Source organism: Modestobacter sp. VKM Ac-2984, assembly GCF_026967985.1.
Classification (GTDB): domain Bacteria; phylum Actinomycetota; class Actinomycetes; order Mycobacteriales; family Geodermatophilaceae; genus Modestobacter.
In genome coordinates, this window is record NZ_JAPVBJ010000006.1 from 116,549 (window position 1) to 137,205 (window position 20,657).

21 protein-coding genes are annotated in these 20,657 nt (G+C 73.5%); 10 read left to right on the forward strand and 11 right to left on the reverse strand.

Annotated elements, in window-relative coordinates; genetic code table 11:
• Window position 1 precedes the first annotated feature (1 nt).
• A complete protein-coding gene (locus O2W16_RS13890) occupies window positions 2-1,885 on the forward strand; it encodes a diol dehydratase reactivase subunit alpha (protein WP_269159404.1) in 1,884 nt (627 codons plus the stop codon).
• Window positions 1,882-2,232, forward strand: a complete 351-nt coding sequence (locus tag O2W16_RS13895) for a glycerol dehydratase reactivase beta/small subunit family protein (protein ID WP_269159405.1) — start codon at window positions 1,882-1,884, stop codon at window positions 2,230-2,232. Before O2W16_RS13890 ends, O2W16_RS13895 begins: the two co-directional genes overlap by 4 nt.
• Window positions 2,233-2,238: 6 nt before the next feature.
• Here the strand turns inward: O2W16_RS13895 and O2W16_RS13900 are convergent, their stop codons facing one another.
• Window positions 2,239-2,769 carry a bacterial proteasome activator family protein gene (locus O2W16_RS13900; RefSeq protein ID WP_269159406.1) on the reverse strand — a complete coding sequence of 177 codons (531 nt, stop codon included), beginning with the start codon at window positions 2,767-2,769 and terminating at the stop codon, window positions 2,239-2,241.
• Between the two features lie 86 nt (window positions 2,770-2,855).
• On the opposite strand from O2W16_RS13900, the gene O2W16_RS13905 reads away from it, so the two are divergent.
• Window positions 2,856-4,073, forward strand: a complete 1,218-nt coding sequence (locus tag O2W16_RS13905; protein ID WP_269159407.1) for a cysteine desulfurase-like protein — start codon at window positions 2,856-2,858, stop codon at window positions 4,071-4,073.
• 3 nt (window positions 4,074-4,076) lie between these two features.
• Here O2W16_RS13905 and O2W16_RS13910 read toward each other — a convergent pair whose 3' ends face one another.
• The 3 genes from O2W16_RS13910 to O2W16_RS13920 all read right to left on the reverse strand — a co-directional run bounded on the left by O2W16_RS13910 (window position 4,077) and on the right by O2W16_RS13920 (window position 6,429).
• On the reverse strand, window positions 4,077-5,066 hold the full coding sequence (locus tag O2W16_RS13910) for an NAD(P)H-quinone oxidoreductase (RefSeq protein ID WP_269159408.1): 990 nt from the start codon (window positions 5,064-5,066) through the stop codon (window positions 4,077-4,079).
• 158 nt (window positions 5,067-5,224) lie between these two features.
• Window positions 5,225-6,211, reverse strand: coding sequence for an ROK family protein (locus O2W16_RS13915; protein ID WP_269159409.1), 987 nt, complete (start codon window positions 6,209-6,211; stop codon window positions 5,225-5,227).
• Window positions 6,208-6,429, reverse strand: coding sequence for a hypothetical protein (locus O2W16_RS13920; RefSeq protein ID WP_269159410.1), 222 nt, complete (start codon window positions 6,427-6,429; stop codon window positions 6,208-6,210). Before O2W16_RS13920 ends, O2W16_RS13915 begins: the two co-directional genes overlap by 4 nt.
• A 121-nt stretch (window positions 6,430-6,550) precedes the next feature.
• Between O2W16_RS13920 and O2W16_RS13925 the strand changes: the two genes are divergently transcribed.
• The 5 genes from O2W16_RS13925 to O2W16_RS13945 all read left to right on the forward strand — a co-directional run bounded on the left by O2W16_RS13925 (window position 6,551) and on the right by O2W16_RS13945 (window position 11,866).
• Window positions 6,551-7,873: an extracellular solute-binding protein gene (locus O2W16_RS13925; protein WP_269159411.1), complete on the forward strand. Its 1,323-nt coding sequence runs from the start codon at window positions 6,551-6,553 to the stop codon at window positions 7,871-7,873.
• A 94-nt stretch (window positions 7,874-7,967) separates the two neighbouring features.
• Window positions 7,968-8,918 carry a carbohydrate ABC transporter permease gene (locus tag O2W16_RS13930; protein WP_269159412.1) on the forward strand — a complete coding sequence of 317 codons (951 nt, stop codon included), beginning with the start codon at window positions 7,968-7,970 and terminating at the stop codon, window positions 8,916-8,918.
• The gene (locus tag O2W16_RS13935) at window positions 8,915-9,787 is read left to right on the forward strand and encodes a carbohydrate ABC transporter permease (protein ID WP_269159413.1); all 873 of its coding nucleotides are present in this window, start codon (window positions 8,915-8,917) and stop codon (window positions 9,785-9,787) included. Before O2W16_RS13930 ends, O2W16_RS13935 begins: the two co-directional genes overlap by 4 nt.
• Before the next feature lie 4 nt (window positions 9,788-9,791).
• The gene (locus tag O2W16_RS13940) at window positions 9,792-10,760 is read left to right on the forward strand and encodes a hypothetical protein (protein WP_269159414.1); all 969 of its coding nucleotides are present in this window, start codon (window positions 9,792-9,794) and stop codon (window positions 10,758-10,760) included.
• 56 nt (window positions 10,761-10,816) lie between these two features.
• Complete coding sequence (locus tag O2W16_RS13945; RefSeq protein ID WP_269159415.1) at window positions 10,817-11,866, forward strand: LacI family DNA-binding transcriptional regulator; 1,050 nt, start codon at window positions 10,817-10,819, stop codon at window positions 11,864-11,866.
• Between the two features lie 127 nt (window positions 11,867-11,993).
• Here O2W16_RS13945 and O2W16_RS13950 read toward each other — a convergent pair whose 3' ends face one another.
• The 4 genes from O2W16_RS13950 to folP form a co-directional block, all read right to left on the reverse strand.
• A complete protein-coding gene (locus tag O2W16_RS13950) occupies window positions 11,994-12,944 on the reverse strand; it encodes an alpha/beta hydrolase (protein ID WP_269159416.1) in 951 nt (316 codons plus the stop codon).
• A gap of 37 nt (window positions 12,945-12,981) precedes the next feature.
• Window positions 12,982-14,577, reverse strand: coding sequence for a 4-coumarate--CoA ligase family protein (locus tag O2W16_RS13955; protein ID WP_269159417.1), 1,596 nt, complete (start codon window positions 14,575-14,577; stop codon window positions 12,982-12,984).
• 92 nt (window positions 14,578-14,669) lie between these two features.
• Complete coding sequence (locus O2W16_RS13960) at window positions 14,670-15,095, reverse strand: PaaI family thioesterase (RefSeq protein WP_036339350.1); 426 nt, start codon at window positions 15,093-15,095, stop codon at window positions 14,670-14,672.
• A 34-nt stretch (window positions 15,096-15,129) separates the two neighbouring features.
• The gene (gene folP / locus O2W16_RS13965; RefSeq protein ID WP_269159418.1) at window positions 15,130-16,011 is read right to left on the reverse strand and encodes a dihydropteroate synthase; all 882 of its coding nucleotides are present in this window, start codon (window positions 16,009-16,011) and stop codon (window positions 15,130-15,132) included.
• Window positions 16,012-16,022: 11 nt separating this feature from the next.
• Here folP and O2W16_RS13970 point away from each other — a divergent pair, with 11 nt between their 5' ends.
• Window positions 16,023-16,568 (forward strand): DinB family protein, encoded by a 546-nt coding sequence (locus O2W16_RS13970; protein WP_269159419.1) that lies wholly within the window; start codon window positions 16,023-16,025, stop codon window positions 16,566-16,568.
• 53 nt (window positions 16,569-16,621) lie between these two features.
• On the opposite strand, the gene O2W16_RS13975 is transcribed toward O2W16_RS13970, so the two are convergent.
• The 3 genes from O2W16_RS13975 to O2W16_RS13985 all read right to left on the reverse strand — a co-directional run bounded on the left by O2W16_RS13975 (window position 16,622) and on the right by O2W16_RS13985 (window position 19,288).
• Entirely contained in the window at window positions 16,622-17,575 is a 954-nt protein-coding gene (locus O2W16_RS13975; protein ID WP_269159420.1) for an acetamidase/formamidase family protein, read from the reverse strand.
• Between the two features lie 47 nt (window positions 17,576-17,622).
• Window positions 17,623-18,870 carry a serine hydrolase domain-containing protein gene (locus O2W16_RS13980; RefSeq protein WP_269159421.1) on the reverse strand — a complete coding sequence of 416 codons (1,248 nt, stop codon included), beginning with the start codon at window positions 18,868-18,870 and terminating at the stop codon, window positions 17,623-17,625.
• 130 nt (window positions 18,871-19,000) lie between these two features.
• A complete protein-coding gene (locus tag O2W16_RS13985) occupies window positions 19,001-19,288 on the reverse strand; it encodes an HU family DNA-binding protein (protein ID WP_269159422.1) in 288 nt (95 codons plus the stop codon).
• Between the two features lie 349 nt (window positions 19,289-19,637).
• Between O2W16_RS13985 and O2W16_RS13990 the strand changes: the two genes are divergently transcribed.
• Window positions 19,638-20,561, forward strand: coding sequence for an aldo/keto reductase (locus tag O2W16_RS13990; protein ID WP_269159423.1), 924 nt, complete (start codon window positions 19,638-19,640; stop codon window positions 20,559-20,561).
• Window positions 20,562-20,657: the final 96 nt, after the last annotated feature.

Sequence of the window (20,657 nt, forward strand, 5' to 3'; positions counted from 1 at the left end):
GGTGGGGGCGCCCCACCGCGACCCGTCGTCGGCCCGGCTGGTCGTCGGCGTCGACATCGGCAACTCCACGACCGAGGCGTGCCTGGCCGACCTGGCCCCGGACGGGTCGGTGGCGTACCTGGGCGCGGGCTTGACCCGGACCACCGGGGTCAAGGGCACCCCGGACAACACCGCCGGGGCGCTCCGGGTGATCCGGGACGTCCTCGCCCAGGCCGGACGGCGGCCCGACGAGGTGCACACCGTGCTGCTCAACGAGGCCACGCCGGTGATCAGCGGCCTGGCGATGGAGACCATCACCGAGACGATCATCACCGAGTCCACGATGATCGGGCACAACCCGACGACGCCCGGCGGGCAGGGGCTCGCGGTGGGCACCACCGTGTCGATCGCCGACCTGGCGGGGCAGTCCCCGGGCGACCCGGTGGTCTGCGTGGTGCCGGTCGAGTGGGACTTCGACGACGTCGCGCGGGTGGTGAACGCCGCCGTCGCCCGCGGGGTGGCGGTGGTGGCCGCCGTCCTCGCCGGGGACGACGCGGTGCTGGTCACCAACCGGCTGGACCGCCCGGTGCCCGTCGTGGACGAGGTGCGCGCGGTCGAGAAGGTGCCGCTGGGCATGCTGGCCGCGGTGGAGGTGGCCGCACCGGGGCGGACGATCCGCACCCTGTCGGACTCCTACGGGCTGGCCTCGGTGTTCGGCCTGAACCCCGAGCAGACCCGGGCGGTCTCCCCGGTCGCCCGCGCGCTCACCGGGAACCGCTCCGCGGTGGTGGTGCGGACCCCGTCCGGGGACGTCACCGACCGGCGGATCCCGGTCGGTGAGCTGGTGCTGCGCGGGGCGGGGAAGGAGCTGCGGATCGACGTCGACGCCGGGGCCGAGGCGATCATGGCCACCATCGCCCGGCTGCAGCCGCTCGACGACGTGCACGGGGAACCCGGCACCCACGTCGGCGGGATGCTCGCCCAGGTCCGCGACACCATGGCCGACGTGCTGCACGACGCCGACGGGTCGGCGCAACCGCCGGCGGAGATCGCCATCCGCGACGTCCTGGCGGTCGACACCTTCGTGCCGGCCGAGGTGCGCGGTGGGCTGGCCGGCGAGGTGGCGCTGGAGAACGCCGTGGCGCTCGCGGCGATGGTGCGGACCAGCCGCAGCCGGATGCAGCTGGTCGCCGACCAGGTGTCCACCCAGCTCGGGGCCTGGGCGGAGATCGGTGGCGTCGAGGGGGAGATGGCCGTGGGCGGGGCGCTGACCACCCCGGGCGTCGACCGGCCGGTCGCCGTCCTGGACCTGGGCGGGGGCTCGACCGACGCGGCGTTGCTGACCCGGGACGGGGTGTGCACCGCCGTCCACGTGGCCGGGGCCGGGGAGCTGGTGACCAAGCTGATCGACTCCGAGCTGGCCCTGGGCGACCGGGAGGTCGCCGAGGGCGTGAAGTGGCACCCCCTGGCCAAGGTGGAGAGCTTCTTCCACCTGCGGCACGAGGACGGCACCGTCCAGTTCTTCGACCAGCCGTTCCCGCCGCACGTGTTCGCCCGCGTCGTGGTGCTCACCCCCGACGGCCCGGTGCCCGTCGAGACCCGGCACGGGCTGGACCACGTCCGGCGGGTGCGGCGGGCGGCGAAGAGCCGGGTGTTCGTGGTCAACGCCGTCCGGGCGCTGCGGCAGGTCGCGCCCGGGGCGGACCTGCGGGCGCTGGACTTCGTCGTGCTGCTGGGCGGCTCGGCGCTGGACTTCGAGATCCCCGAGCTGATCGCCGACGAGCTCGCGCCCTACGGCATCGTCTGCGGGACGGGCAACGTGCTCGGCACCCAGGGCCCCCGCACCGCCGTCGCGACCGGGCTGGTCCGGGCGCACGCGGCCGCATCGTCGTGCCCGGCCGGGTGACCGACGCCGCGCAGCGGCCGACCGTGCTCGTGCACCGTGCCCCCGCGGCGCCGGCGGCGGTGCTGCGCGAGGTCTGCGCCGGCGCGGAGGAGGAGGGCGTGCCCACCGACGTCGTCGACGTCCCGGGCGGGCCCGCGGACGCCGTCGGGCTGGCGCACGCGGCCGCCCGGGGCTCCCAGCTGGAGGTCGGCGTCGGCGTCGACGCCGCCGGCACGGTGGCGGTGCACCACGGCAAGCTGCCCGCCCACCGTCCGGCGACGACGACCGGCCCGGACGCCGGCCCGCAGGACTGGCGCCGGACCGGCCGGACCGCGGCCCGGATCGTCAAGGGGCTGCCGCTGGGCTGAACCCGGCTAGAGGTACTGGCCCCCGCCGGGGCGGTGCTCCTGGGCCGGTGCGCCGCCGGGGAGGGCCTTGCGGCGCATCTCCTCCAGCTGCGCCCGGGCGGCCATCTGCTGGGCGAACAGCGCGGTCTGGATGCCGTGGAAGACGCCCTCCAGCCAGCCGACCAGCTGCGCCTGGGCGATCCGCAGCTCGGCGTCCGAAGGGGTCTCGCCCTCGGTGAACGGCAACGTGATCCGGTCCAGCTCCTCGCGCAGCTCGGGGGCCAGCCCCTGCTCCAGCTCGCGGATGGAGGAGGCGTGGATGTCGCGCAGCCGGTTGCGGCTGGCGTCGTCCAGGGGCGCCGCCCGGACCTCCTCGAGCAGCTGCTTGATCATCGTGCCGATCCGCATGACCTTGGCCGGCTGCTCGACCAGGTCACCGACCCCGGCCATGCCCCCGTCCTCGCCCTCGGGCAGGTGCATGCCCCCGACCGGCTGCCCGTCCGGCCCCACGACGAGGACCTGCTGGGGGTGTGGTCCACCGGTGCCTGGTGCTGTCATGCCCCCATCTTCCCCCGGCGCCGCGAGGCGCCGCCGGGGTGCCGGTCGCGGGCGGCACCGACCGGGCGACTGACTACGCTCCCCGCATGTCGTCGGGGGAGGGCCAGCTGGACGTGGCCCGCATCCGGGGACTGTTCCCCGGGCTGTCCGACGGCCTGGTGCACGCCGACGGGCCCGGGGGCGCGCTGGTGCCGGAGAGCGTGGTGCGCGCCGTCTCGCAGGCGATGCGGGTGCCGATCGCCGGCCGGGGCGCCGTCTTCGCCTCCTCGGCCCGGGCCGAGCAGCTGGTCGCCGGCGCGCGGTCCGCGGTGGCCGACCTGGTGGGCGGCGTGCCCACCGGGGTGGTCCTCGGGCCGAACATGACCACGCTGACCTACTCGGTGGCCCGGGCGCTGGCCAAGCACTGGCGCCGCGGTGACGAGATCGTGGTGAGCCGGCTGGACCACGACGCCAACATCCGCCCGTGGCTGCAGGTCGCCGACGAGATCGGCCTGGGCGTGCGGTGGGCCGAGGTGGACATCGAGACCGGGGAGCTGCCGGACTGGCAGTACGACGAGCTGCTCACCGACCGCACCCGGCTGGTCGCCGTCACCGCGGCCAGCAGCGCGATCGGCACCCGGCCGCACGTCGCCTCGATCGCGGAGCGGGCGCACCGGGTCGGGGCGCTGGTCTTCGTCGACGCCGTGCACGCCGCACCGCACGCCCCCCTGGACGTCGACGAGCTGGGTGCGGACTTCCTCGCGCTCTCGGCCTACAAGTGGTGCGGTCCGCACGTCGGCGCGGTGGTCGCCCACCCGGGACTGCTCGAGGAGCTGTGGCCGGACAAGCTGCTGCCCGCCTCGGAGCGGGTGCCCGACCGGTTCGAGACGGGCGCCCCGCCGTTCGAGCTCTACGCCGGGGTGGCGGCCTCGGTGGACCACCTGGCGGCGCTCTGTCCCGAGGCCGCCGGCACCCGGCGGGAGCGGCTGCGCACCTCGCTGGCCGCGGTCAGCCGCTACGAGGAGGAGCTCTTCACCCGGCTGGACGCAGCACTGCGGGCGATGCCCCACCTGCAGGTGCTGGGCGACCCGGGGTGGACCACGCCGACGCTGTCGTTCAGCGTCGACCGGATGCGGCCCCGCCAGGCGGCCACCGAGCTGGCCCGGCGGGGCGTCTGCGCCTGGGACGGCGACTTCTACTCCCGGGAGCTGTTCGACGCGATCGGGGTGAACGAGACCGGCGGGGCGGTGCGCCTGGGCCTGATGCACTACAACACCGTCGAGGAGGTCGACCGCCTCGTCGAGGCCGTCGCCGACCTGCGCTGACGCTCAGCCCGGGAGCAGCAGGACCTTGCCGATGTGGCCGCTGGACTCCAGCAGGGCGTGCGCCTCGCCGGCCCGGGACATCGGCAGCCGGCGGTCCACGATCGGCCGGACGACGCCCCGCTCGACGTCGGGCCACACGTCGTGCCGCACCGCCGCCACGATCTCCGCCTTGCCGCCGGGCCCGGTCGCCGGCCGAGAGCGCAGCGTCGTCGCGTGCACCGAGCCGCGCTTGCGCATCAGCTTGCCGAGGTCGATCTCGGCCTTCGTGCCGCCCTGCATGCCGATGCCCACCAGCCGGCCGCCGGTGGCCAGCAGGTCGAGGTTCCGGGCCAGGTACTTGGCCCCGATGATGTCCAGGACGACGTCCGCCCCGTGCCCGTCGGTGGCCTCCCGCACCACCTCGACGAAGTCCTGCTCGCGGTGGTTCACGCCGATCTCGGCGCCCAGCTCGCGGCAGAAGGCCAGCTTCTCGGCGCTGCCGGCCGTCGTCGCCACCCGTGCGCCGGCGCGCTTGGCCAGCTGGATCGCCATCGTGCCGATGCCGCTGGAGCCGCCGTGCACCAGGAAGACGTCGCCGGCCTGCAGCCCGGCGAGCATGAAGACGTTGGACCAGACGGTGCAGACCACCTCGGGCAGGGCCGCGGCGGTTGCCAGCTCGACCCCGGCCGGCCGGGGGAGCAGCTGACCGGCGGGGACGGCGACCCGCTCGGCGTACCCGCCGCCGGAGAGCAGCGCGCACACCTCGTCGCCCACCGACCAGCCGGTCACCTCGGCACCGACCTCGCTGATCACGCCGCTGCACTCCAGGCCCAGCACCTCGCTGGCGCCCGGCGGGGGCGGGTAGTGCCCCTGGCGCTGCAGGGTGTCTGCGCGGTTCACCGCGGTGGCGGCCACGTCGACGAGCACCTCACCGGGCCCGCAGACCGGGTCGGGCACCTCACCCCAGCCGAGCACCTCAGGGCCGCCAGGGGAGGAGATCGTCACCGCACGCATGCCCCGACCCTAGGGTCCCCGCCCGGCGTACGCGTCCCGCCGCCCTGGCCGTGGACGTCCACGAACACCGACACGACCAGCTGATCAGCCGGCTTCCGCTGACCCCGAGTCAGCCAGGGGTCAGGACGGGGCCGGGGTCACCAGCCGCCCAGCGGTGATCAGCAACCGTCGTCCTCCTGGGTGGGCGCCGTGCCCCGGTCACCGGTGGGCGCCTGCCACGAGGTGAGGACCGCGTGCAACCCGGCGGTCTCCAGGAAGTGCAGCGCGGCACCGTAGAGGCTCGCCTCCGCGCCCAGCGCCGAGATGGCCACCCGCGGGGGCTCGCGCCAGGCGAGACCGGCAGCCAGCGCGGTTCGGACGGGCCCCAGCAGGTGTTCGCCGGCCCCGGTGAGGCCTCCGGTCAGGGCGATCACGGCCGGGTCCAGGATCATGGTGGTCGTGACCAGCGCGCGGGCGAGGGCCTGGGCGCCCTCCTGCCAGATCCGGGCCGCCACCGGCTCGTGGAACGCGCTCGCGGCGATGTCCGCCGCGGTTCGGTCGGCAGCTCCTCCCGCGGCACGGTAGCGGCGGACGATCCCGCCGGCCGAGGCGTAGGCCTCCAGGCACCCGCGCTGCCCGCACGGGCAGGGCTCCCCACCGACGTGCACGGGCACGTGACCGAGCTCGCCGGCCGAACCTGCCGCGCCGGTGAGGAGACGTCCGCCGGTGACCACCCCGGCGGCGACCCCGGTGCCCAGGGCGATGACGACGAGGTCGTCGACGCCACGCCCGAGGCCCAGTCGATGCTCGGCCAGGCAGGCCGCGCGCACGTCGTGCTCCATGACCACCGGCGCACCCACGTGCTGCTGTACCGCAGCGGCCAGCGCGACGTCGCGCATCCCGAGGTTGGGGGCGTAGCGCACCAGGCCAGCCGCGGTGTCGAGCACGCCGGGGGCGCAGAGGCCGACGCCGACCGTCCCGGGGACGACGAGGGACCGAGCGACCTCACCGACGGCGCTCACCACGGCCCCGGCTCCGGCGGCCACCGGTGTGGCCACGGTCCGACGCGCCTCCACCCTGCCGTGCAGGTCCAGCCGGGCCGCCTTGATGCCCGTCCCGCCGAGGTCGACCGCGACCACGGTGCGCACCGGACCGGAAGCGGTCACCAGCCCTGCCGGACGAGCCGGTGGGCGGCCAGGTGCCGGTGGCGGTCCGCCCGTTCCAGGTGGCCGGCCGCGCGTCGGGTGAGCTCCTGGTGGGCCGCCGGCGGGGACGAGCCGGTGACCGGGCCCGACGTGCGGGCCCCACCGACGAGCGTCTGCGGGACCACGTCGGCGACCGATCGCCCGACCTCTGCCGGGGACGGCACGATCACGACCTCCACGGAACCTCCTCCCGACGGGGTGGACACGTCGGTCACGGCCGACGCTTGACAGGTTAGGGAGCCGCTGCCACGGTTGGCGAATCGATTCGCCAACGAGGGTGGATCTCGCTTGGAGGTAGCCATGCACGTAGCACGGGCACGGTGGGGCGTCGTCCTCGCCGCAACGTCGGTCGTCGCCGTCTCGGGCTGCAGCGGAGGTGGGACCGACAGTGGTGCGGAGCCCGGCAACGGCACGGGCGAGATCACGGTCTGGGCCCACCAGGGCCAGCCGGCCGAGGTCGACGCGCTGCAGCAGACCATCGACGACTGCAACGCCTCCCAGGAGGACGTCCAGGCGACGCTGCAGCTGATCCCCGAGGCCGACTACATGCGGACCGTGACGACGACGGACCCGGACGAGTTGCCCGACGTCCTCGAGTACGACGGGCCGATGATGGCCTCCCTGGCCTACGCCCAGAAGCTCGCACCCGTGGGCGACCTGGTCTCGGCCGAGACGCTGGAGAACCAGACGGACTCGGTCCTGGCCCAGAACACCTACCCGGCCGACGGCGAGGTCTACGGCATCTCGCAGTACGACTCCTCGCTCGGCATCTACGGGAACAAGGCGCTCCTGGACGCCGCGGGGGTGTCCTACCCGCAGGGACTCGAGGACGCCTGGACGGCGGAGGAGTTCGAGGCCGCGCTGCAGACCCTCGCGGCCGCGGACCCGGACCAGAAGGTGCTCGACATCAAGGAGAACTACGGCGCGGAGTGGCCCACCTTCGGGTTCCTGCCGATCGTCTACTCCGCAGGTGAGCAGGTCGTGGAGGACGGCGTCGCGCAGGGGAACCTGAACAGCGCGCCCGTCGTGGAGGCCGTCGAGCGGTTCGCCGGCTGGCGCGAGTACATCGACCCCAACACCGACGACAAGGCGTTCGTCGACGGGCGGGTCCCGCTGAGCTGGGTGGGTCACTGGGTCTACAACACCTACGACGAGGCGCTCGGGGAGGACCTGGTCGTCCTCCCGCTGCCCGACTTCGGTGCGGGCCCGAAGAGCGGTCAGGGCTCGTGGGCGTGGGGGGTCAACCCCGCGACCGAGAACGGCGCGGCGGCCGGGGCGCTCCTGGACTGCCTCGCCTCGGACGAGGCCGTCTCCGGCATGACCGACGCCAACGCCGCACCCCCGGGAACCACCAGCGTGACCGCTGGGAGCGAGCTGTACCAGGAGGGCGGGCCGCTCGAGCTCTTCGCCCGCCAGCTGGAGCTGACCTGCGGTGACGGTGAGCCCACGCCGGACTGCGTCGCGGTGCCCCGGCCGGTCACCCCGGCGTACCCGGTGATCAGCCAGCAGTTCTCCGAGGCGTTCTTCGGCGCCTACGACGGTGGCGATGCCCAGGAGCTGCTGGACTCGGCGGCCGAGCTGATCGACCTGGACTACCAGGACAACGACAACTACGGGTCCTGACGGCAACGACGGGTCCGGGCAGGGCACGGCGCGGAGCGCACGCGGACACGCGCGCGCTCCGCGCCGGCTCCGGGCAGGGAGGAGACACCGAGCGATGAGCACCTCAGGCCCCGCGCCGCTGCTCAGCCCGCGCAAGGCGGCCCGCGGACTGCGCCGCGACACCCTGCCGGCGGTGACGATGGCCGCACCTGCTGCACTCGGGCTGCTGGCCTTCGTGGTGGTGCCGTTCGGGTTGGCGGTGTGGCTGTCGCTGCACAACGTGCGGCTGGACTCGCCCACGCCGCCGGGCTGGTTCGGCCTGGAGCAGTACCGGCGCATCCTGTTCGACCCGAACTTCCGAGGCGAGTTCTACCGGGGCCTGCTCAACAACCTCGTCTTCGCCGCCGTCGTGGTGCCGGTGCAGACGGCCCTGGCCCTGGCCCTGGCCGTGCTGCTGAACCGGCCGCTGCGGGGGATGGCGTTCTTCCGCACCTTCTTCTTCATGCCCGTCGTCTTCCCCATGGCGCTGGTCGCGGTGGTCTGGAAGCTCATCTACGCCCGCGACGACCTCGGGATGCTCAACGCGTTCCTGGACACGGCGTCCTTCGGGCTGCTGGGCCCCTACGACTGGCTCGGCAACGAGAGCACGGCGCTGCTCTCGATCATCATCATGTCCATCTGGCAGGGCGTGGGGCTGCAGATGGTGATCATCCTGGCCGGGTTGCAGGGGATCCCTGGAGACCTCTACGAGGCCGCGGCGCTGGACCGGGCCGGACGGTGGCGGCAGTTCGTGCACATCACCCTGCCGGGCCTGCGGAACACGCTGATCTTCGTGGTCATGGTGACCACCATCCTGTCCTTCCGCCTGTTCGACCAGGTCTACGTGATGACCCAAGGCGGTCCACAGGAGGCCACCACCACGGTCATGTACCAGGCGGTGACCACGGCGTTCGACGCGAACAACGTCGGTAGGGCGTCGGCGATCACGGTGCTGTTCTTCGTCATCGTGCTGGTGGTCACCCTGGTGCAGCGCCGGTTGCTGCGTGAGGAGCGCGAGGTCGCATGAGCGCCACCGTCCACCGTCGCACCCACCGTCGCCGCGCGCAGGGCCGGGCCGGCCGCGCCGGTGCCTACCTCCTCCTCACCGTCCTCACCGTGGTCTTCGTCGCCCCGATCGCCTACATGGTCATCGGGAGCTTCAAGCCCGCCGGCGAGGTGATCGACGGGTTGTCCGGGTTCCTCCCGCGGGACCTCTCCCTGGGCAACTACACGGGCATGCTCGACCGGTTCGACAGCCCGGCGACCGGCCGCTTCAGCGACTTCTACCTCACGTCGCTCATCGTCGCCGGTGTCGTGGTCCTCGGCGGACTGGTCGTCAACTCGATGGCCGCCTACGCCCTGGCCCGGCTGCGCTGGCGGGGGCGGGACACGGTGCTGATGGTCGTGGTGCTGCTGGTGATCCTGCCCTTCGAGGCGATCGCGGTGCCGTTGTTCTACCTGCTCAACGACCACCGCAACACGTACTACGTGCAGTTCCTGCCGTTCGTGGCCAGTGCCTTCTCGATCTACCTCTTCTACTCGTTCTTCGCCGGCCTGCCGAAGGAGATGGAGGAGGCCGCCCGCGTCGACGGCGCCGGTCCGTGGCGGACCTTCTTCCTGATCATCGTGCCGAACTCCAAGCCGGTCTTCGCGACGGTGACCATCCTGTCGTTCCTCACCGCGTGGGGGTCGTTCCTGTGGCCGGTGATGATGGTGGACCAGCCGCAGCGCAGGCCGCTGCCGCTGGAGATCGCGGTCTTCCAGGGTCAGCCGCCCTACGACTGGGGTCAGATCTTCGCCTTCGGAGTCCTCATGGTGCTGCCGGTCCTCCTCGTCTTCCTCCTCTTCCAGCGATGGTTCGTCCAGAGCGTCGCCTCCTCTGGCCTGAAGGGCTGATCCGATGACCCTCGCCCTTGCCGACCGATGGGTCTGGGACTTCTGGTTCGCCCAGGACGGCGACGACGTCCACGTCTTCTACCTGCAGGCACCCCGCTCGCTCGGGGATCCGGACCTGCGCCACCACCACGCCACGATCGGGCACGCGGTGTCGCAGGACCTGCGTTCCTGGGAGGTGCTGCCCACGGCGCTGGAGCCGGGGCAGGCCGGGGCCTTCGACGACCTGGCCACCTGGACCGGCAGCGTGCTGCGCGCCGGGGGCGAGTGGCACATGTTCTACACGGGGGTGTCCCGGGCCGAGTCCGGGCGCGTGCAGCGCATCGGACGCGCCAGCTCCCCGGACCTGACGTCCTGGACGAAGCACGGTCAGGTGCTGGAGGCGGACCCGCGCTGGTACGAGAAGCTCGACGACCGGACGCGCGAGGAGGCCTGGCGTGACCCGTGGGTGTGGTGGGACGAGGGAACGCAGGAGTTCCACATGTTCGTCACCGCGCGGGCGAACCACGGGCCGCACGACGGCCGGGGCGTCGTCGGCCACGCCTCCGCGCCGGACCTCACGTCCTGGGTGGTGGGGCCGCCGGTGTCCGAGCCGGGGGAGTTCTACCACCTGGAGGTGCCCCAGTTGGTCCGCATCGGCGGTGCGTGGCGGGTCCTGTTCTGCACCACCTCGGGGGAGCACAGCGCACGGCGGCTGGCGCGCGCCGGCGTGGTGGCCGAAGGGGGCACCCACTACCTGACCTCGGCCGACCGGTTCGGCCCCTACGTCCTCGAGCGCGACGACTTCCTCGTCGGTGACCAGCGGGCGCGTCACTACGCCGGGCGGCTGCTGGAGCACCGCGGGGAGTGGAGCTTCTTCGCCTGGGAGAACGAGGACGACGACGGACGGTTCGTCGGTCACCTCACCGATCCCATGCCCGTGCACGTCGGTCCGGGTGGGGAGCTGCGGGTGCACGCTTCCCCCGCGCGCCTCTGAGACCGGATACTGCCTGCACCGGGATCGCCGGCAGGACCTGGCTGGGTGGGGATCGAGTGGCTGCACGACCACGGATCAAGGACGTCGCCGCCCTGGCGGGCGTGGCGCCCTCCACCGTGTCCGCGGTCCTCAACGACGAGGGCAGCCCACGCGCCAGCGTCGCCACGCGCGAGCGCGTCCACGAGGCCGCGCGGAGCCTGGGGTACGTGCCGAACGGGATCGCCCGCGGTCTGCGCACCCGGCGGTCCATGACCCTCGCGCTCATCAGCGACGTGATCGCCACGACACCCTACGCCGGGCAGCTGATCCAGGGGGCTCAGGACGCGGCCTGGCGGGCCGGGTACCTGCTGGTGCTGGTGAACACCGGCGGCAACACCGAACTGGAGGAGCACGCGATCCGCGCCCTGCGCCAGCAGCAGGTCGACGGCGCTCTGTACGCCACGATGTACCACCGGGTCGTCTCCGTCCCGCAGGGTCTCGACGGTCTGCCCGTCGTCGTCCTGGACGCCCGGCCCGAGACGGACGGCTTCCCGTGTGTGGTCCCGGATGAGGAAGCCGGCGCACGCACCGCGGTGCAGGAGCTCGCTCGGCACGGGCATCGCCGCATCGCGTTCGTGCTCGACGAACGGGACGGCCCGGCCGCCCTCGGGCGGCTGCGGGGGTACCGTGCGGAACTCGCTCGGCAGGGGCTCCCGGACGACCCCGGTCGCGTGGTGCGGGCGGCGTCGGACTCCGCGGGTGGGCGGCGGGCAGCCCTCGAACTGCTCGACCAGGCGCAGCCGCCGACCGCGATCTTCGCCTTCAACGACCAGATGGCGGTCGGGGTCTACCACGCTGCGAGCGACCGGGGCCTGCGGATCCCCGAGGACCTGTCGGTCGTCGGGTTCGACGACCTCTACGTCATCGGTCGCGAGCTGTCCCCGGGCCTGACGACGGTCGCCCTGCCGCACTACGCCATGGGGGAGGCTGCCACGCAGCTCCTGCTGGCCCAGGTGGAGGGCGCAGAGCGACCACCGGCTGTCGCCCGCCTGGTGGACTGCCCGTTGATCCGGCGCGGCTCGGTCGGCCCGGCCCGATCGCCCGACGCACCGGCGGACCGCGGCTGACTGGCCGCCGGCCAGCCCCTGCCGGAGCGATCGCGCCGGCAGGGATGGTCGAGGGGCTGACCTGGTTCCGGTCCACCCCACCCTGCGCAGGTGCAGGTGGAGCCCCGGCGACCGGCCGTGGATCTCCTCAGCGGTCGAGAGCGGCGCGCATCTCGGCGACCAGCTCGGCCAGCGCCTGCGGCGCGCTGCGGCACAGGCCGGGGAAGCTCAGGTACCCGTGCGGCATGCCCACGTACTCCGTCGTACGCACCGGGACCCCGGCCGCGCGCAGCTGCTCGGCGTACCGGAGCCCGTCGTCCCGGATCGGGTCGTGCTCGGCGACCTGGACCAGTGCCGGCGGCAGGCTGCGGTGGTCGGCGGCGTGCAGCGGCGAGGCGTAGGGATCGGTCGGGTCCTGCCCGCCCAGGTAGTGGTCGCGGAAGGCGTGCACGTCGTCCCGGGTGAGGATCGGGGCGGAGGCGTTCCGCGCGATCGACGGGCTGCCCAGCGTCAGGTCGGTGGCCGGGTAGAGCAGGCCCTGGAAGCCGATCGCCGGCCCGGAGCGGTCCCGGCTCATCAGGCTGACCACCGCGGCCAGGTTGCCGCCGGCACTGTCGCCCATCACCGCCACCCGACCCGGGGCGGCGCCCAGCTCGGCCGCCCGCTCGGCCAGGTCGACGAGGGCGGCGTAGCCGTCTTCGGCCGCCGCCGGCCAGCGGTGCTGCGGGGCCAACCGGTAGTCGACCGAGATCACCACCGCGGGCAGTGCGACGGCCACGTTGCTGCACAACCAGTCAGCCGAGTCCAGCGAGCCGATCGTCCACCCACCCCCGTGGAAGTTCACCACCAGCGGCAGTGCCCCACGGGTGTGCCCACCGGGCCGGTACACCCGTACCGGGACGTCGCCGTCCGCCCCGGCCGCAGTGCCGTCCGTCAGCTCGACCCCCGCCGCGACCGGGCCGAACAGCAGGTCGGTCAGCCGGTTGTGGCCGATCCGCTGCTGCTGGGCCCGGCGCAGCCGGGCGTCGTCCATCCGGGCCACGGAGACGGCGCCGAAGGCCCGCCCCGCCAGCCGCACCCGCAGGTCCAACCGCGCCATCTGCACTCCTGGGAGGTCCGGTGGGGGGCGGGGCCCGTCAGCGGTTCTTGAGGTCCTTGCGGAGGATCTTGCCCGCCATCGACTTGGGCACCTGCTCGATGAACTCGACCAAGCGGATCTTCTTGTGCGGGGCGACGTGCTCGGCCATGTAGGCCTTGACGTCGTCCTCGGTGATCTCCGAACCGGGGGCGCGGACGATGAAGGCCTTGGGCAGCTCCTCGCCGCTCTCCTTGTCCAGGACCCCGATGACCGCGGCGTCGGCGATCTGCGGGTTGTTCAGCAGCACGGCCTCCAGCTCGGCCGGCGCCACCTGGTAGCCCTTGTACTTGATCAGCTCCTTCACCCGGTCGACCACGGTGTAGCGGCCCTCGTCGTCGACGATCGCCACGTCACCGGTGTGCAGCCAGCCCTCGCCGTCCAGCGTCTCGGCGGTGGCCTGCGGGTTGTTCAGGTAGCCCTTCATCACCTGCGGCCCGCGCACCCACAGCTCGCCGCGCTCGCCCGGGCCGGCGTCCTCACCGGTGGCCGGGTCGATGAGCCGGCACTCGGTGTTGGGCAGCGCGTAGCCCACCGTGCCCTTGGGGGTCTCCCCGGCGCCGGCCGGCTCGAGCCCGGCCTCGGGGGTGGTGTGCGAGACGGGGGAGAGCTCGGTCATGCCGTAGCCCTGGCCCACCGCGGTGCCCTCGGCGGCGCCCTTGCGGAGCCGGTCCTGGGCGGCCTGGGCCAGCGACTCGTCCAGCGGGGCCGCGCCGGAGGTGATGCTGCGCAGCGAGGAGAGGTCGAACTGGTCGACCATCGGGTGCTTGGCCAGCGCGAGCACGATCGGCGGGGCGACGAAGGCCCGGGTGATCTTCTGGTCCTGGATGACCCGGAGGAACTGCTCCAAGTCGAACCGCGGCAGGGTGACGACGGCGCCGCCCCACTGCAGGCCCTGGTTCATCAGCACGGTCAGGCCGTAGATGTGGAAGAACGGCAGGACGGCGATGATCCGCTCGGCCCCCTCCTCCACGCCGGCCAGCGGACGGGACTGGCTGACGTTGGCCACCAGGTTGCGGTGGGTGAGCATGACGCCCTTGGGCAGCCCGGTGGTACCGCTGGAGTACGGCAGCGTCACCAGGTCCTCGGCCGGGTCGATGTCCACCTGCACGGCGGGGGCATCGCTGGTGAGCAGGTCGCGCAGCGAGGTGTGGCCCTCGGCGCCGTCCATCACGATGACCTCGTCGACCGGCGAGCGCTCGGCGGCGGCCAGCGCCCGGTCCAGGAACGGCGAGACGGTGACCAGCACCTTCGCCCCGGAGTCCTTCAGCTGGAAGGCGATCTCCTCGGGCGTGTAGAGCGCGTTGACCGGGCTGATGACGCAGCCGGCGGCGGCGATCCCGTGGAAGACCACCGGGTACCAGATGGTGTTGGGGCTGAAGACGGCGACGACGTCGCCCTTGCGCAGCCCGCGGGCGTGCAGCGCCGCGGCGAGCCGCTCGACGTAGAAGGCGAGCTCACCGTGGGTGATCGTCTCGCCGGAGAGGCCGTCGATCAGCGCGGGGCGGTCGGCCCGCTCGGCGGCTCCGGCCAGCACGAACTGCGGTACCGACAGCTCGGGGATCTCGACATCGGGATAGCGACTGGCGAACGCCACGGGGTCCTCCTCGACTCAGGTGCGGTGACGCCAGTCTCACATTCGGCGTGTCGCGCGCCACAGCCGGGGCTACCCGCCGGTAGCTCCGCGGGTCAGCGGGGCCAGAGGACGGACTGCGTGCACCGGAAGAGCGCGAGCGTCTTGCCGGTGGCCTCGGCGGTCACCACGGCGTCCCAGACCTGCGTCGTCCGGCCGGCGTGCACGTTGGTGGCGACCGCGGAGATGCGGCCCTCCCGGGCGGTGCTCAGGTGGTTGCTCTTCAGCTCGATGGTGGTGAAGCCGCTGGACCCCTCCGGCAGCAGTGCCCGGGTGGGCAGGCCGCAGCTGGTGTCGGCGAGGGTCACCACGGTGCCGGCGTGCAGGTAGCCGTTGGGCGCCAGCAGCTCGGGCCGGACGTCCAGGTGCGAGGTGAGCCGGCCCGGCTCGTGGGTGTCGACGACGATGCCGAGCAGCCCCGGGAAGGTCCCGGGCAGCAGGTCGTTGAGCTCGTCGGCGGTGTGGAACCCGGTGGCGGCCATGCCCGGCAACCTATCGCCGCGGCTGGGCCGTCCTTCAGGCCAGGCCGCGGGTGGTGCGGGTCGGCGGCCGGTCGCCGCGGACGGAGGCCACCATGTCCAGCGTCTGGCGGGTGGCCGCGACGTCGTGCACCCGGAACACCCGGGCCCCCAGCCAGGCGCTGATCGCGGTGGCGGCCAGGGTGCCGGTCAGCCGCTGGTCCACCGGCAGGTCGAGGGTCTCCCCGACGAAGTCCTTGTTCGACAGCGCCACCAGCACCGACCAGCCCGTCGCGACGAGCTCGTCCAGCCGCCGGGTGGCCTCCAGCGAGTGCCGGGTGTTCTTGCCGAAGTCGTGCCCGGGGTCGATGAGCACCCGTTCGGGGTCCACGCCCGCGGCCACGGCGGCCTCGGCGAGCGCCGTCGTCCGCCGGACGATGTCGGCCACGACGTCGTCGTAGGTGACCCGGTGCGGTCGGGTGCGGGGCGGGAGGCCGCCGGCGTGGGTGCAGACGATCCCGGCACCGGCCTCGGCGGCGACGTGTGCCAGCTCCGGGTCGACCCCGCCCCAGGCGTCGTTGACCACGTCGGCACCGGCGGCCAGCGCCTCCCGGCCGACCTCGGCCCGCCAGGTGTCGATGGAGATGGGCAGCTGCGGGTGCGCCGCCCGGATCGCCGCGACCAGGTCCACCGTCCGGCGGATCTCCTCGGCCGGGTCCACCTCCGCGCCCGGGGCCGCCTTCACCCCGCCGACGTCCACCATGTCCGCGCCCTCGGCGACCACCTGGTCGACCCGGGCCAGCGCGGCGTCCAGCGCGAAGGTGGCGCCGCCGTCGTAGAACGAGTCCGGGGTGCGGTTGACGATCGCCATGACGACCAGCCCGCCATCCGGGACGTCGAGGGCACCGATGCGCAGCACCGAGACAGCCAACCACGCCATGATCTGCGGTCATGACCGACTTCGTGCACGCCCCCGAGCGCGTCGAGCCGCCGTACCGGGACGCCGAACGCCCCGCGGTGCAGGCCTGGCTGGAGTACCAGCGGGGCACGTTGCTGACCAAGTGCGCCGGGCTCACCCCCGAACAGCTGGGCGAGCGGTCGGTGCCGCCGTCCCCGCTGAGCCTGCGCGGGCTGGTGCGGCACATGACCGAGGTCGAACAGGGCTGGTTCCGCCACGTGCTGGACGGGCAGGACGTGCCCGACCTCTACAGCTCGCCCGGCGACTGGGACGGGGACTTCCACGGCGTGGGCCGGGACGCCGACGAACCGGACACGGTGGCTCGGGAGTTCGCCCGGCTCGCCGAGGAGTGCCAGGTCAGCCGGGAGATCGCTGACGGGTTCGGCTCGCTGGACGACCTGAGCCGGGGTCGCACCAGCCGCAGCCGAGAGCAGGTCTCGCTCCGCTGGGTGTACCTGCACATGATCGAGGAGTACGCCCGGCACAACGGCCACGCCGACCTGCTCCGCGAACGCATCGACGGCGCCACCGGCGACTGAGGAAGGACCCCGTCGCCCCCGGGGGGCCAAAGTCGCGATTTTGGCCCCTCGGGCTAGCGGATGGCGCCCCAGGGGAGGACGGCGTGCACGCCGACGACCTGGTTGACCACCTGGGTGACCCGCAGGTCGACCACCACGCTGGCCAGGGCGAGCGCGTCGGAGCGGCCGATGCCGTGCAGCGCGGCCACGACGTCGAGCATCGCGTCCAGCGCGATCGCCATCGCCTCGTCCAGGTCGTCGGCCACGCCCATCGTCACCCAGCCGGCGGGGGTCTTCGCGACCGGCGTCGTCACCGGGGCGCCGAAGAGGTCCGGCAGCACGTCCAGGGTCAGGTCGACGGCGTCCATCGGGCACTCGATCGCCGTCCCGGCCACCTCGCCGTCGCCCTGCGCGGCGTGCCCGTCGCCGACCGACAGCAGCCCGCCGGGCACGGTCACCGGCAGGTAGAGCGTCGCCCCGGCGACCAGCTCGCGGCAGTCGATGTTCCCGCCGTGCCAGTACGGCGGGATCGTCGAGTGCTGGCCGGGCTCGGCCGGCGGCACGCCCATCACGCCGAGGAACGGCCGCAGCGCGACCGAGTGCCCGGCCTGGTTGCGGCCGATCCCGGCGGTGCCGTCCAGCGTCCAGCGGTGGACGACGGGCGCCGCCGTCACCCCGAGCCGCTCGTTCAGCGCAGTCGACCGGAGCCCGCAGTACGTCGTCCCGAACGCGCCCGGGACGACGTCGTCGATGCGGACGGCGAGCACCTGCCCCGGCTCGGCCCCGGTGACCGCGACCGGGCCGGTGAGCGCGTGCCCGGCGGCCGGGTCGAACGCCGGGTGCCGGGGCCGCACGGCCAGGTCGGCTGCGGTGTCCCCGCCGGTGTACGGCCCGGTCGACCAGCCGGAGTCCAGCGTGCCGATGCGCACCGTCGTCCCGGGCTCGACGGTCAGCGCAGGCGGGAGCGCGGGGTCCCAGTGCCCGTGCAGCGTGCGCTCGTCGGGCAACAGGACGTGACCAGGCTCCATGCCCCCATCCTGCGCGACAGAAATGGCCATTTCTGTCGCGGGGTGGGTCAGGTGAGGGCCTGCTGGACCAGGGGGCGGAGGTGGTTGCGCACCGGCAGGGTGCTCGAGGGCAGCAGCTGCGTGTAGAAGGTGACCGTCAGGTCCTCCACCGGGTCGACGTAGAACTCCGTGGAGGCCGCCCCGCCCCAGCTGTAGGTGCCCACGCTGGACACCCCGCCGTAGCGCACCGGGTCCAGCACCATGGAGAACCCCAGCCCGAAGCCGACGCCGCGCAACGGGGTCTCCGCGTAGAGCGGCCGGCCGGCGGACTCCAGGTCCAGCCCGCCGGGGAGGTGGTTGCGCACCATGTGCGCCACGGTGCGCGGACCCAGCACCCGGCCGGCGTCCGGGTCCTCCCCGACCGACCCCCCGCGGCGCAGCATCTCCACGAACCGCAGGTAGTCACCGGCGGTGGAGACCAGCCCGGCCCCGCCGGCGAGGAAGGTGGGCTTGCGCAGCGCGGCCTGGGCGAACGGCGCCGGCAGCAGCGTCACCCCGGGGCCGTAGAGCTGGGCCAGGGAGTCGACGTCGTCCTCCGGGCGGAGCCCGAAGGAGGTCTGGGTCATGCCCAGCGGCCCGAACACCCGCTCGGCGAACACCTCGTCCAGCGGCTTGCCGGCGATCACCTCGACCAGCCGGCCCAGCACGTCGGTGGAGACGCCGTAGTTCCACTCGGTGCCCGGCTGGAACAGCAGCGGCATCTCCGCGAACTGGCGCACGACCTCGGCGGAGTCCGCCCCGGGCGGAGAGCCCCACTCGTGGCCGCGCAGCCGGTACAGCCCGTCGACCGGGTGGGCGTGGTGGAAGCCGTAGGTCAGCCCGGAGGTGTGCGTCAGCAGGTGCCAGACCCGGATCGGCTCCATCAGCGGCACGGTCACCGGCTTCTGCGCCGGGCCGGCGGTCCAGACCCGCGTCTCGGCGAACTCGGGCAGCCAGCGGCTGATCGGGTCGGTGAGCTCGAAGGCCCCCTCCTCGTACAGCGACATCGCCGCGACCGAGGTGACCGGCTTGGTCATCGAGTAGATCCGCCACCGGGTGTCCTCGGTGACCGGGCGGCCGGCCTCGACGTCGCGCTGCCCGTGCCGGCCGACGTGCACCAGCCGGCCGTGCCGGGCGACGGTGACCAGGAAGCCGGGCAGCTGGCCTTCGTCGACGTAGCGGGCCAGCCGGCGGTCCAGCCGCTGCAGCCGGCCGGCGTCCAGCCCGACCTCGGCCGGGTCGGTGGTCACGGACAGGTCGGTCTGCACAGCCGTCACGCGGGCACTCCGCTCGTCGCGGGCCCGCTCCCCGATGAGCGGCGCCCCCGCCCGCATCCTGACACGGCGGTCAGGAGCGAGTGGGGGCGCCGGGGTGGTGCTCGGTGCGGCCCTCGGGGAGGGCCCGCCGTCAGGAGACCGGGACGGCGGCGGCGGCCTTCTTCAGGTTGGAGCCGGCGGTCACCTTCGCGGTGTGCGCGGCGGCGATCTCGATCGACTCACCGGTCTGCGGGTTGCGGCCGGTGCGGGCCGAACGCTGCGAGCGCTCGACGGTCAGCAGACCGGGCACGGCGACCTTGTCGCCCCGGGTGATGGCCTCGACGAGCTCCTCCTGGAGCCCGTTGATCACCGAGTCGACGGTGGACGCGGGGACGTCGACGCGCTTGGAGATGGCGGAGACGAGTTCGGCCTTGTTCATGGTGTTCCTCTCGCGGTGGTGGAGCAGCCCATCCCGGTGCGGGATGGGCGCAGTCGTGGTGTCGTGCCTGGTCGGGCCGGGGGCTTGCCCCCGTCGTCCAGGTGGACCTCCGAGTCTCCAGCGTGCCAACTCGCTGGACACCAGGTGTGCAGCGGGGGTCCGGTGGGCGGAGCTGGCCGACCCCGTCGTCGACCAGGAACGGCGGGCACGTTGCCATGTCGACCAGGGTGTTGGCGAGCGGGGACCCCGGATTTCCGGGGTTTTCCTGCTCGCTGGTCACAACCGTCACGTTCCCGGGCCCGTCCGGTCCGGCGCGCGTGGTCCCCGGGGTCGTCCTAGCGTTGGGCTCATGCCTCAGCTCCCCGGGACCGATCTGACCGTCAGCGACCTCTGCCTGGGTGGCAACGTGTTCGGCTGGACGGCCGACGAGCCGACCTCCTTCGCGCTGCTCGACCGCTTCCTGGACGCCGTCCCCAGCACCCAGTCGCCGTTCGTCGACACCGCCGAGATGTACGGCGACGGCGTCTCCGAGACGATCCTCGGCAACTGGATGGCCGAGCGCGGGATGCGCGACCGGATGGTCGTGGCCACCAAGGCGTCGCCGGGGGACAAGGAGCACCCGCTCTCCGCCCCGGAGATCCGGGCGGCGGCCGAGCGCTCGCTGCGCAACCTGCAGGTCGACACCATCGACCTGTACTACGCCCACTACGACGACGAGACGACGCCGCTGGAGGAGACGCTCACCGCCTTCGACGAGCTGGTGCAGGCCGGCAAGGTCCGGTACGCGGCGGCGTCGAACTACTCGGCGAAGCGGCTGACCGAAGCGCTGGACACCGCCCGCCGGCTGGGCGTCACCGGCTACGTCGCCCTGCAGCCGCACTACAACCTGATGGAGCGCGAGGTCTACGAGGCCGAGCTGGCCGGCGTGGTGGCCGACCGCGGCCTGGGGGCGATGCCCTACTTCGGGCTGGCGCGCGGCTTCCTGACCGGCAAGTACCGGGCCGGGGAGACCATCGACTCGCCGCGGGCCAAGGGCGCCGCGCAGTACGTGGGGGAGAAGGGCGACCGGGTGCTGGCCGCACTGGCCGAGGTGGCCGAGGCCCACACCGTCACCAGTGCCGCGGTCGCGCTGCGCTGGCTGGCCGACCAGCCCTCGGTCACCGCGCCGATCGCCAGCGGCCGCTCGGTGGAGCAGCTGGCCGACCTGCTGCCGATGCTCGACCTGGTGCTCAGCGACGAGGAGCGGCAGCGCCTCACCGACGCCAGCCGGTGAGCCGCTCCCCGGCCCCGGGCAGGGGCCGGGGGAGCGTCCCGTCCGCCGAACGGCGGTCCAGGGTGGTGCACCGGGGGCGGGGTCAGGGCCCCCGGG

Excerpts from the sequence above, each read along its gene's own strand:
- O2W16_RS13900 (WP_269159406.1), bottom strand. The coding sequence starts at position 2,769 with ATGACAGCACCAGGCACCGGTGGACCACACCCCCAGCAGGTCCTCGTC.
- O2W16_RS13905 (WP_269159407.1), top strand. The coding sequence starts at position 2,856 with ATGTCGTCGGGGGAGGGCCAGCTGGACGTGGCCCGCATCCGGGGACTG.
- O2W16_RS13910 (WP_269159408.1), bottom strand. The coding sequence starts at position 5,066 with ATGCGTGCGGTGACGATCTCCTCCCCTGGCGGCCCTGAGGTGCTCGGC.
- O2W16_RS13925 (WP_269159411.1), top strand. The coding sequence starts at position 6,551 with ATGCACGTAGCACGGGCACGGTGGGGCGTCGTCCTCGCCGCAACGTCG.
- O2W16_RS13930 (WP_269159412.1), top strand. The coding sequence starts at position 7,968 with ATGAGCACCTCAGGCCCCGCGCCGCTGCTCAGCCCGCGCAAGGCGGCC.
- O2W16_RS13935 (WP_269159413.1), top strand. The coding sequence starts at position 8,915 with ATGAGCGCCACCGTCCACCGTCGCACCCACCGTCGCCGCGCGCAGGGC.
- O2W16_RS13940 (WP_269159414.1), top strand. The coding sequence starts at position 9,792 with ATGACCCTCGCCCTTGCCGACCGATGGGTCTGGGACTTCTGGTTCGCC.
- O2W16_RS13950 (WP_269159416.1), bottom strand. The coding sequence starts at position 12,944 with ATGGCGCGGTTGGACCTGCGGGTGCGGCTGGCGGGGCGGGCCTTCGGC.
- O2W16_RS13960 (WP_036339350.1), bottom strand. The coding sequence starts at position 15,095 with ATGGCCGCCACCGGGTTCCACACCGCCGACGAGCTCAACGACCTGCTG.
- folP (WP_269159418.1), bottom strand. The coding sequence starts at position 16,011 with ATGGCGTGGTTGGCTGTCTCGGTGCTGCGCATCGGTGCCCTCGACGTC.
- O2W16_RS13970 (WP_269159419.1), top strand. The coding sequence starts at position 16,023 with ATGACCGACTTCGTGCACGCCCCCGAGCGCGTCGAGCCGCCGTACCGG.
- O2W16_RS13975 (WP_269159420.1), bottom strand. The coding sequence starts at position 17,575 with ATGGAGCCTGGTCACGTCCTGTTGCCCGACGAGCGCACGCTGCACGGG.
- O2W16_RS13985 (WP_269159422.1), bottom strand. The coding sequence starts at position 19,288 with ATGAACAAGGCCGAACTCGTCTCCGCCATCTCCAAGCGCGTCGACGTC.
- O2W16_RS13990 (WP_269159423.1), top strand. The coding sequence starts at position 19,638 with ATGCCTCAGCTCCCCGGGACCGATCTGACCGTCAGCGACCTCTGCCTG.